This window comes from Streptomyces cahuitamycinicus, assembly GCF_002891435.1.
Taxonomy (GTDB): Bacteria; Actinomycetota; Actinomycetes; order Streptomycetales; family Streptomycetaceae; genus Streptomyces; species Streptomyces cahuitamycinicus.
Window position 1 is genome coordinate 43841 of sequence record NZ_POUC01000010.1, and the last position, 10423, is coordinate 54263.

A 10423-nucleotide genomic window follows, 5' to 3' on the forward strand; every position below is an offset into this window, starting at 1 on the left:
CCCCTCAACTGCGCGGCGTGGAACGCCCCTTGGTGCAACGGGGCGACGGCAAGACACGAGCTGAAGCCATCAGTTCGCCGTTGCCCGACAACAGGGGTGGCCATACGGAGCGCCGCAGCGCCACCGGCCCCTGCGACCTGCTGCCCTGGCGGCTCGGCCTGCTGAGGAGCCGCCGCGTGAAGAACCGGGCGCCCACGCCGGTGGTACGGGACCGGCACGGGGCGCCGAGCGGCGGGGCGTGGGTCAGCGGGTTTATCCGCTCTCGCCGGCCGGGGCCGGTTCCGGGCGGTGGATGCCGCGTGGGCGGTAGCCCAGGAGGTCGGCGAGGCCGAGCAGGTCGGCGAGCAGCCAGATGATGGCGAGCCACATCTCGGTGCCCTGCAGCCCGGGTGCGCGGCCCGGGCCGGTGCCATCGGGCCTGGGACCGAACGCGAAACCCTGTCCCGGATGCCAGCGCCGGAGGGCGGCGGCGAGCTGGTCCGCCGCCCAGGCACGGGCCTCCTCGGCGCGATGGGAGGTCTGCCGGGCGCACAGCCACAGGGGGTGGGCGACGTCCAGGACGTTGCAGGCGTTCTCCCGGCCGGGAGAGAAGTGTCGTGCGTCGCGCGCATGGTCGAGAACGGTGTCAATGACCCGCTCGGCGTAGGGCACCGGCAGGTCGAACTGGGCGAAGGAGCCGCGGGTGAGCCGGTAGTAGCCGTTGACCATCTGCAGGCGCCCGCCCTCGCGGGTGGGAGAGCCCCACATGCCGGTCCACGGGTCGACATGGGTGTGCAGCCAGCCGAACAGCGCCTCCAGCGCCCCCGGTTCGGCCGGTTCCCCGCCCAGGCGCCGGTTCCAGTGCGCCGAGGTGGCCCAGGCGTCCACCCACGACCCGGCGCGCCAGGCGCGGTCCCGCCAGGGCAGTGCGGCCAGGCGCCGGACCAGCTGGTCCGCTGTGGTGTCCCGCACCGGGCGCAGCGGGTGGGCGAAGGAGCTGCCGAGCAGATCCAGCGCGTAGCCCACGCACAGCACGTGATAGGCGCAGGCGCCATCGTCCGGCAGCCCGGCCGGGCCGGCCGGGCCGGGCTGCGTGGGTGCCTCGCCGTACTCGGGTATCAGGCCGGTGGCGGGATCCTGCAGTGCACGCAGCCGCGCCGCGTGTTCGGCGGCCGGCAACTGCGGGGGAGCGGTGCCGAGGAGCAGGTCGGCGATCTCCACCGCGTCGCAGTGCGCCCGCACGGTCGGCTCGGAGCCGGGCTGGTCGGCGTAGCGGCCGGCGTCCGGAAGCCAGCAGCGGGCCAGCAGGCCGGCGGCCTGTGCGCGGGCGGTCTCGGCGAACTCCGGCAGTCGGTCGGGGAGCGGCGCGGCGGAACGCGGGGCCTTGCCGCGCGCGTCCCGGCGGTCGCGGATGCGGCGCGCGGGGTTGCCGGCCGCCACCGTCCACGCGGGCAGGTCCTTGGTGACCACCGCGCCGGCGCCGACGACGCAGTGGTCTCCGATGGTGACGCCGTCCACAACGACCACGTGGGAGCCGATCCACACGTCGTCGCCCACGGTGATGCCGCGGCTGGTGACGGGCTGCCGATGGACCGGCAGATCGGGCGCGGCGCCGTGGTTGAAGCCGAGCAGCGAGCTGTGCGCGCCGATGCGTACGCCGTCGCCCAGCGTGACGGTGCCGCGCACCACGGCGAACGGGTTGACCGAGCAGTCGGCGCCCGTGCGCACGTCGTCCGTGACGTAGGCGTGGGCCGCGATGTACGACCGGTCGCCCAGGTGCAGCCGCTTCGGATACACGGCCGCGGTCGCCGCGACGAAGCACCCCTCGCCGAACCGCACCTGCCCGGCGCCGAGCAGCCGCTTCTGCCGCTCCTGCTGTGCCGCGCGCTGCCCTTTGGAAGCCTGTTTGCCGAACAGCCAGGGACAGTGGTCGAAGAGGCCGTCGTCGCTCACGGACTGCTGCAAGGGATGCTCCCCGGTGGCTGCGCGGGACGGTCCCCGCTTGCTGTCCGGAGCATTGTCCGACGCCCCGCCCGGCCTTGGCCAGTACGGTGCAAGATCGCCACCTGGATCACCGACTTCCACAACACCAGGCGGCTACACAGCCGTGTGCGGGTTCAAGAGCCCGATCGACTACGAACGTGACTACCGAGCCACCCTCGCCGAGGGACTGGCGGCACAGATCGTCTCCACGCTGCGAGGCGATTGACAAGGAGCTGATCACCCGGCTCCTGGCGGACACCTGCGAGATCCGCGGCGTCAAGGATGCTGTCCAAGTGCATCACATTCGTGTCCTCGCCGAGCTCGCGCCTGCTGGATGGCCACCGTCCGACTGAGCACGCGTCATGCTCGAGCGGCGCCGCAAGGCCGTTGTGACCTGCGACGCCTGCCATGACCGTATCCACGAGGCACGGACGGCCAGGTGATTCACGCCGTGATCACGGGAGAGCCGGATGACCGGGAAACCGTCACGTCCGGTTCGGCAGGAGGCCGCGCGGAACAGGACCTGCACCGGCAGGCACCTCGCCGCGCGGCCGACTCAACCGGCAAGCGGGCTTCACCCAAGCTCTGCGCACGCGCGAAGTCATCCCAACTGGATGTCCGACGACCGAGCCCAACCGAACACGGTGTCCGTTCATGTGAGCGCTCTGCCCACCGGTCTTCGCGCCCCGTGCCCATAGCGTGCCCGTAAGAGCGGACAACCACGGTCGACAGCGGTGCCACCAAGCACTCACGCCTGGCGGTGACAGATCGAATCTGCGCAGGTCAGGAGCCACGTGGGTGACCAGGCGCCATCGCTTCCCAAGCCGAGAGCGCGAGTTCGATTCTCGTCACCCGCTCCATGATGAAATCCCAGGTCAGTGGCCTGGGGTTTGTTTCACTCGGGAGCCGTTGCTGGGTTTTACGAGTGCTCCCGCACTCCGAGATCGGGCACGCGGAGGGCACGCGCGCCTCGCGAGGGCGGCCCCATCACGTCGCAACGTGGTGCTGACCTGCACCTTCACTTGGATGAGCCGGAAGCGAGCTCTCAGCCTGCTGTTCCTGGGCGATGGCGGACACCCGTCCTGCACGTGCTTCGTTGTGGGCGGTGCACAAGCCCCTTGTGATAGCGGGCACTTGACCGCCGAGGGTCCTGCGTCAGAGCGGGAGGTCGTCGGGGAGTACCCGGAACGCCTTGCAGCGGCCCAACGGGCGTACGGCCCGGAAGTCTCGTCGGTCGAGGGTGAGAATCGCGTCCGTGTCGTAGTCGGCGGCAAGCGCCACGTTCACAGCGTCGGCGAGGTCGAGGTCCAGCGCGCGGTAGCGGACACGGACGGACTGGGCGGCACCCAGGTGGTCCTCCGTGATCTCCGGCATGACGACACGACCCCGGCTCATCCAGCGCCTCAGGTCGTCGACCGCGCTGAGGGCGGCCTCCCTGCCGAGCTCACGCGTCGCCACATGATCCAGTTCGGCCAGCAGGAGCGGGGACATGACCAGCAGGCCCGCCGCCATGATCGCCTCGTTCGCCGCCCCGTGTTCCGGATGAGCCGAGTCCAGGGCTGCCAGAAGGCCGGACGTATCGGCGATGACAATGATCACGCGACGGATCCGGAACCCGAGCTGATCTCCCGCCGGACGGCCTCCGCGACCGTGTCGCGGACCTCCGGCTTGGACAGTGTGCGCCCCGGCCCCTCGAAGGTGCGTGAGAACAGCGGCTCGTCCCAGACCCGGTTCGCCATGGCTGCAAGGTGGATGCCCTGACGGATGATCTCAGCCTCGCTTATGCCCCGGCGCTTGGCGGCCTCTTTGATGATCGCCAGGTCCTCGGGGTCGGCGTAGACGTTGGTGCGCTTCATGGACATGTACCAAGCGTAGTCCATGTACCGGTTTGGTGTATCCGCGCGCTTCCCCTTGTTCCACAGGCCCCGCCAATGGAACCGGCGACCGCCGCGTATGACGGCCTCCGAGGCCGAGTGGGAATGGGGCCCGGACGGCATCCGCGTGGTGCAGCACCGCCGGGCCACCACCACGCACCCGGTGACGGGCGCCGAGATCTGGTTCAACCAGGCCGACCAGTGGCACCCGGCCGGCCTCGGCGACGAGACCTCCAGGGAGCTGTACGAGATCCTCGCGCCCGAGGAGTTCCCGCAGTACGTCACGTTCGCCGACGGCACGCCCATACCGGACGCGTACATCACCCAGATCCGCGACCGGGGCCTGGAGCTGGCCGTGGACGTGGACTGGCGGTTCGGCGACGTGCTGGTGATCGACAACGTGCTCACCGGGCACGGCCGCCGACCCTTCGAGGGCACCCGCCGCATCCTGGTCGCCATGTCCGACTGACCCGTCCGACGCGGCGACCGCGGCCCCGTCCTCCCCGGCCACCGGAGTGGACGGGGCCGCGGCGTCAGGCCCGCAGGAAGGCGAGGACCGCGAGGACCCGGCGGTGCCCCTCGGTGTCCACCGGCAGGTCCAGCTTGTTGAAGATGTTGCCGATGTGCTTGTTCACGGCCGCCTCGCTGATGAACAGGTTCTTGGCGAGACTGGCGTTGGTGCGGCCCTCCGCGATCAGCGCGAGCACCTCGCGCTCGCGGGCGCTCAGCCGCTCCAGCGGGTCCTGGCGCAGCCGCACCAGCTGGGTGATGACCTCCGGGTCCACCACGGTGCCGCCGGCGGCCACCCGCTCGATCGCCGACACGAAGTCCGCGACTGCGCTGACCCGTTCCTTGAGCAGGTAACCAACCCCGGCGCCGCCGCCCGAGTCGAGGAGCCGCAGTGCGTAGGAGCGCTCGACGTACTGGCTGAGGACGAGCACGGGCAGTCCGGGGAACTCCTCGCGCAGCGTCACCGCCGAGCGCAGCCCGTCGTCGCTGAGCGAGGGCGGCATCCGCACGTCGGTGACGATCAGGTCCGGCCGGTCGGCGCGCACAGCCGCCACCAGCGCGTCGGCGTCCCCGACGGCCGCCACCACCTCGTGGCCGACCCGTTGCAACAGGCCGACAAGGCCTTCGCGTAACAGAACGGCGTCCTCGGCCACGATCAGGCGAAGCGACACGGAACCTCCACATGCAGCAGGGTCGGACCACCGACCGGACTCGACACCCGCATCCGGCCGTCGAGCGCCGTGACCCGGTCCGCGAGCCCGGTCACGCCGGTGCCCGCTTCGGGATCGACCCCGCCGTGCCCGTCGTCCACGATGTCGAGAACCAGCAGATCGGAATGGTAGCGCCCGCGTACCCGGGCGCTGGTGGCTCCGCTGTGCTTGGCGATGTTCGTCATGGCCTCGTTGATCAGGTAGTACATCGTCGTCTCGAGCTTCCTGGGCAGCCGCTCGGGCAGGTGCAGGTCCACCGTCACCGGGATGGGGAACCGGCCGGCGTAGTCCTCGATCGCCGCCACCAGCCCGTGGTCGGCGAGGACCGGCGGGTTGAGGCCCCGGATCAGCGCCCGCAGCTCCTGGTGCGCGGTGGCCAGCTGGGACTCGGCCTGGGTCAGCAGCTCGTCCTGCGGGGAGCCCTCGGGAACCTCCAGGCGCAGCAGCCCGAGCGTCATCCCCAGCGAGACGAGCCGCTGCTGCGCCCCGTCGTGCAGGTCGCGTTCGATGCGCACCCGCTCGGCGTCGAACGAGTCGAGCAGTCGCGCCTGCGAGGCACGCACCTCGCGCAGCTCCTCCCCGAGCTCCTTGTCGCGCGGCGCGAGGAAGGTGCGGGCCATGGCGGCCCGCGCCCCCGCCCACGAGGTCACCGTGTACGGCGAGGCGAGCAGCACGATCGCCCCGAACACCGTCCACGGCCAGGTGTCGCGGCCGGTCGAGGCGATGGTGGTGGCGGGGATCCCGAAGGAGAACGCGAGGACCATCAGGTCCATCCACCACAGCGCCGCCGCCGACAGCAGCGTGAACAGCAACTCCCGCCAGGTCACCTGCTCCTTGAGCCGGGTGGCCGTCCAGGCACGCAGGCCGGGACCGTCCGGGGCGCGGTGCGGATCGGGCAGGTGGTCGAGGTCCACAAGACGCAGTCGGCGCCGCTCCACCCGGGCCACCAGCGTGGCCGCCAGCACCATGCCGACCAGGGGGGCGACACCGATCAGTACGACCAGCAGGGCGACCCCCCCGGCCAGGCCGAGGGCGAAGACCAGCACGGCCACGGCGCCGACCACGACGCCACCGCTCAGATAGGCCAGCGACCGCCAGGGCCAGCTCGAGGTCAGGAAGCTCAGCGGACGCTGGGCCATGGCCTGCCAGGCTGTTGTGGGTTGCATCCGATCAACGTAACCACGGGCAGGGGCATTTGGGGACGCGTCCTCCCCCGCGGCGGCCTCCCGCCGGCAAAGGTAGAGCTGCCTCTACCTCAGGAGTAAAGAGAGGATCAGTGCCCCGCCCACCCCCGGGCAGTGAAATCGACGCATGACGACAACGAGGCAAACCCCGGTGCAGGACGCGGTCGAACTCCACGGTGTGCGCAAGGTCCACGGCTCCGGCGGACACCAGGTGACCGCGCTGGACAGCGTCTCGATCAGCTTCCAGCGCGGCACCTTCACCGCCATCATGGGCCCCTCCGGCTCGGGGAAGTCGACGCTGCTGCAGTGCGCGGCGGGGCTGGAGCAGCCGTCCGACGGGCGGATCGTCCTCGCCGGCGTGGACATCGGTCAGCTGAACGAGAAGGAGCGCACCAAGCTCCGCCGTGACCACATCGGTTTCGTCTTCCAGGCCTTCAACCTGGTGGAGTCCCTCACGGCGGCCCAGAACGTGGAACTGCCGTCCCGGTTCGCCGGCCGCAAGGTCAGCCGCGAGCAGATCGCGAACGCGCTCGCCGCGGTCGGTCTGGCCGAGCGCGCCGGGCACCGCCCCAGTCAGCTCTCCGGCGGCCAGCAGCAGCGCGTCGCCCTCGCCCGGGCCCTCGTCACCCGCCCCGACGTCCTCTTCGCGGACGAGCCCACCGGCGCCCTGGACACCGTCACCTCCAGCGAGGTGCTGAACATGATGCGGATGCTGGTCGACCAGGAGGGCCAGACCACTCTGATGGTCACGCACGACCCGGTCGCGGCGGCCATGGCCGACGTCGTGGTCTTCCTCAAGGACGGCCGCATCACCGACCGCATCCCGCTCGACCGTTACTCCGGCAGCAACAATGCCGCCGCGATCGCCGGCCACATGACCCGAATGGAGGCGTGATGCTGATCCTCGCGAACGTACGCGAACGCTGGTCCGGCTTCCTCGGAGCCTTCGTCGCCGTCCTGGTCGGCGTCGCCCTGATCACGACCACACTGGTCATCTACGACTCCGCCCGCGCCAAGGTCCAGCCCCGCTACACCGGCACCGCCGCCCTGGCCCTGCCCCAGCAGGCCGTCGACGCCGACGGCAGCCCCGAGGACCGGATGCCGTGGAGCAAGGCCGAGGCCGCGCCGCTGGTGGCCGGACTCGACAAGATCCCGGGCGTGGCCGACGCCGTGGTGGACCGCTCCTTCTACGCCCAGGCGATCAGGGACGGCAAGCCCGTCACCGACGAGGGCGCCCTGCAGTCCGGGCACGGCTGGGACAGCGCGCGGATGGCGCCCTACAAGCTGGTCTCCGGCCGCGCCCCGAGCGGCACCGACGAGGTCGTGGTGGACCGCGCCCTGGGCGCGGCCGTGGGCAGCGCCCTGACCGTCAACATCACGCAGGGCCGCGAGCAGTTCACCGTCGTCGGCACCGTGGACGGCCCCGGCTACTACTTCAGCGAGGCGTTCGCCGCGCGGCAGCAGCCCGGTGTCGGGGCCATCGCGCTCGTCACCGACAAGGGAGCCGACACCGGCGCGATCGTCACCGCCGCGAAGAAGGTGCTCGGCGACAAGAGCGACGTGGTCTCCGGCGACGGCCGGTCCGAACTGCAGCCGCAGTACATCGAGCACAAGCGGTTCCTGGGCGTCCAGCTCATCAGCGCCATGGCCATCCTCGGCCTGTTCACCACGGTGTTCGTGGTCGCCTCCATGCTGGTCCTGGCGACCGGGATGCGCCGCCGCGAGATCGGCCTGTTGCGCACCATCGGCGCCGCCCCCCAGCAGGTCAAGCGTGTGATCATCGGTGAGGCCGCCGTGGTCGGCCTGCTCGGCTCGATCGCCGGCTGCGTGGCCGGTGTGCTGGCCGCCCCGCTGCTGCGGAACATCCTTCAGGGCCTGGACGTGGCCCCGCCGGGCATGGAGGTCACGGTCGCCGCTTGGCCGCTGCTCACGGGCTCCGCGATCGGTGTCGGGGTCAGCGTGATCGGCGCCTGGACCGCCGGCCGCAAGGCCGCGCAGGTCGCCCCTATCGAGGCCCTCCTGGACAGCCGCTCCGCCAACAAGGGCATGGGCCGCGGCCGTTGGATCGCCGGCCTCGCCGTCCTCGGCGCCGGTGTGCTCCTCGCCATCGGCACCGCCACCTCCAGCGCCGACAACCGCATCAACATGGCGATCTTCGCCACCATGACGCTGATCGTCGCGGCCGCCCTGCTGGCCCCCGTGTTCATCGGGCCCGTCGGCCGGTTCCTGACCGCCCCGTTCCAGCGCGGCGGCTCCGCGGCCCCGGTCCTGATCCGGGCGGAACTCGTCGCCAACCCGCGCCGTGCCGCCTCCCTGGTGGCCCCCGTGATCGCCGCCGTCGGCTTCGCGGTGCTTCTCAGCGGCATGGTGGAGACCATGCGGGTGGCCTACCCGGCGGGCGAGGCCCTGAAGGTCTCGGGCCAGACGATCGTCACCCCGGACGGCACGCCCGGGAACACCGACGAGGTCGTCGCCGCCAACCCGGTGGGCAAGGCCGCCCTGCCGACCCGGGCGTTCGTGCTGAAGGACGCGGCGGCCGGCAAGGGCACCGAGCATGCCGGGAACACGGCCGGCGCCACCGTCCTGGACGTCCTGGGCAGCCGGGACCCGCGCTGGAGCAAGCCGGGCGAGGCCGTCCTCGGCGAGCGCACCGCCAAGAAGCTGGGCCTGGCGAAGGGCCAGGAGGTTCCCGTCCGGTTCGCCGACGGCACCGCCGTCACCCTGCGCGTCGGCGCGGTCCTGCCCGACGACCCGGCCCGCGGCGACTTCGTGGTCCCCCGTGACCTGGTCCGCGCCCACGACCCGGCCGCACTCACCGACGACATCTTCGTCCCCGGCGACGCCAAGGCCTCCGCCGCCGTCCCCGGCACCGCGCTGCACGACGCCGCAGAGTACGCGCTGGCCGACTACAACACGGACGCCAAGCTCACCGAGAGCCTCGCCATGATGCTGATCGTCATCGCCGTCGGCTACAGCGTGATCGCCGTCGCCAACAGCATGGCCATGGCCGCCCACGGCCGGCGCCGCGACTTCGGGGTCATGAAGTCCGCCGGCGGCACCGTCCGCCAGCTGCTCCTGGTCTCGGTCGGCGAGACGTCCCTGGTCATCGTCGTCGGCGCCGCCCTCGGCATCCTGGTGACCCTGCCCCCGCTGGCGGGCATGGCCTCCGGTCTCTCCCAGGCCACCTCGTCCGACGTGGGCCTGCACCTGAGCACCGGCACCCTCACCACCGCCGTCCTCGGCACCCTCGTGGCGGCCGTCCTCGCCGGACTCGCGGTCACCTCGAAGACGCTGCGCAGGCAGGCGGCGTAACAGACACGCCTCACCACGGAAGCGGCTCCGGAGAGCGCGAGTTCGATTCTCGTCACCCGCTCCATGAAGAAGGCCCAGGTCAAAGGCCTGGGCCCTTTTGCTGTCCGTCGTGATCAGTGGTCGCGTGCCGGATTCGTGCCAGAACGCTGATCGTCTGGATCACCGGTGTCTTCATCTGGCACGGCCGCAGCTTCCTGGCGTGCCTTGAGAAATCCCGACTTCGGCATCGACACGTCCGAGGGCCGAACGCTACTCGCGAGAGTCCGACGCCACCGGAGATGGGGGTGGCCGGGTCGTGGTGGCGGCCCCGCCCACGCGGGCCTCGAAGCACTCCCGTTCGCCGTCGGCAGACGCGGGCCGGAAGCAGGCCCGGACGGTGCTGCCGGGACGGACTTCGGCCATCCCGGTATAGACGAAGGTCGCCGCATCGTCCTCGGTCCTGATGCGCACGCCATGGGTCGGTCCGCCCGCCGTGACGTCCAGCCGGTCGCCGATCTCGGTTCCCCAGGTCCGGGCCCAGCTCGCACCGCACTTCTTGCTGTGGCGCAGCTCGACGTGGGCACCGGTGGCCGTGCGGTACGAGGCGAGGGTGTCGGGGCCGATGCCGCAGATCAGGCGCATCGGGTCCCGGCCCTCGCAGGCGGCTCCGTGGCATTGGGGAGCGAGGGAGAACGGGACGGAGGCCGGCAGCGGTTGGTCCTCCTGAGCCTTCGAGTCCGGCAGCAGGAGGAACAGCAGCGCCGCGACACCACCGACGATCACTGTGTACGCCGACGCCAGCGCCACCAGGAGCCTGCTCCCGCCAAGTCTCCGCCGCCAGATTCCGGCGGGTGGTGGCGACTCCTGAGGGTGCTGTCCCTTATACACATCT

9 protein-coding genes are annotated in these 10423 nt (G+C 71.3%); 3 read left to right on the forward strand and 6 right to left on the reverse strand.

Going from position 1 to position 10423, the window contains the following annotated elements; genetic code table 11:
• Positions 1 to 252: 252 nt before the first annotated feature.
• The 3 genes from C1J00_RS02875 to C1J00_RS02890 all read right to left on the reverse strand — a co-directional run bounded on the left by C1J00_RS02875 (position 253) and on the right by C1J00_RS02890 (position 3824).
• Positions 253 to 1944, reverse strand: coding sequence for an acyltransferase (locus tag C1J00_RS02875; protein WP_102907439.1), 1692 nt, complete (start codon positions 1942 to 1944; stop codon positions 253 to 255).
• Between the two features lie 1173 nt (positions 1945 to 3117).
• Complete coding sequence (locus C1J00_RS02885; protein ID WP_102907440.1) at positions 3118 to 3561, reverse strand: PIN domain-containing protein; 444 nt, start codon at positions 3559 to 3561, stop codon at positions 3118 to 3120.
• Entirely contained in the window at positions 3558 to 3824 is a 267-nt protein-coding gene (locus C1J00_RS02890; protein WP_102907450.1) for a ribbon-helix-helix domain-containing protein, read from the reverse strand. The genes C1J00_RS02885 and C1J00_RS02890 overlap by 4 nt, the downstream gene beginning before the upstream one ends.
• A 91-nt stretch (positions 3825 to 3915) precedes the next feature.
• Between C1J00_RS02890 and C1J00_RS02895 the strand changes: the two genes are divergently transcribed.
• The gene (locus C1J00_RS02895) at positions 3916 to 4305 is read left to right on the forward strand and encodes a TauD/TfdA family dioxygenase (RefSeq protein WP_342751650.1); all 390 of its coding nucleotides are present in this window, start codon (positions 3916 to 3918) and stop codon (positions 4303 to 4305) included.
• A 64-nt stretch (positions 4306 to 4369) separates the two neighbouring features.
• Here the strand turns inward: C1J00_RS02895 and C1J00_RS02900 are convergent, their stop codons facing one another.
• On the reverse strand, positions 4370 to 5002 hold the full coding sequence (locus C1J00_RS02900; RefSeq protein WP_439333376.1) for a response regulator: 633 nt from the start codon (positions 5000 to 5002) through the stop codon (positions 4370 to 4372).
• The gene (locus tag C1J00_RS02905; RefSeq protein WP_219728312.1) at positions 5002 to 6222 is read right to left on the reverse strand and encodes a sensor histidine kinase; all 1221 of its coding nucleotides are present in this window, start codon (positions 6220 to 6222) and stop codon (positions 5002 to 5004) included. The genes C1J00_RS02900 and C1J00_RS02905 overlap by 1 nt, the downstream gene beginning before the upstream one ends.
• 145 nt (positions 6223 to 6367) lie before the next feature.
• Between C1J00_RS02905 and C1J00_RS02910 the strand changes: the two genes are divergently transcribed.
• Positions 6368 to 7135 (forward strand): ABC transporter ATP-binding protein, encoded by a 768-nt coding sequence (locus C1J00_RS02910; RefSeq protein ID WP_102907443.1) that lies wholly within the window; start codon positions 6368 to 6370, stop codon positions 7133 to 7135.
• Complete coding sequence (locus C1J00_RS02915; RefSeq protein ID WP_102907444.1) at positions 7135 to 9552, forward strand: ABC transporter permease; 2418 nt, start codon at positions 7135 to 7137, stop codon at positions 9550 to 9552. Before C1J00_RS02910 ends, C1J00_RS02915 begins: the two co-directional genes overlap by 1 nt.
• Before the next feature lie 249 nt (positions 9553 to 9801).
• Here C1J00_RS02915 and C1J00_RS02920 read toward each other — a convergent pair.
• A partial coding sequence (locus C1J00_RS02920) for a DUF2690 domain-containing protein (RefSeq protein WP_102907451.1) occupies positions 9802 to 10423 on the reverse strand: 622 nt, incomplete at its 5' end.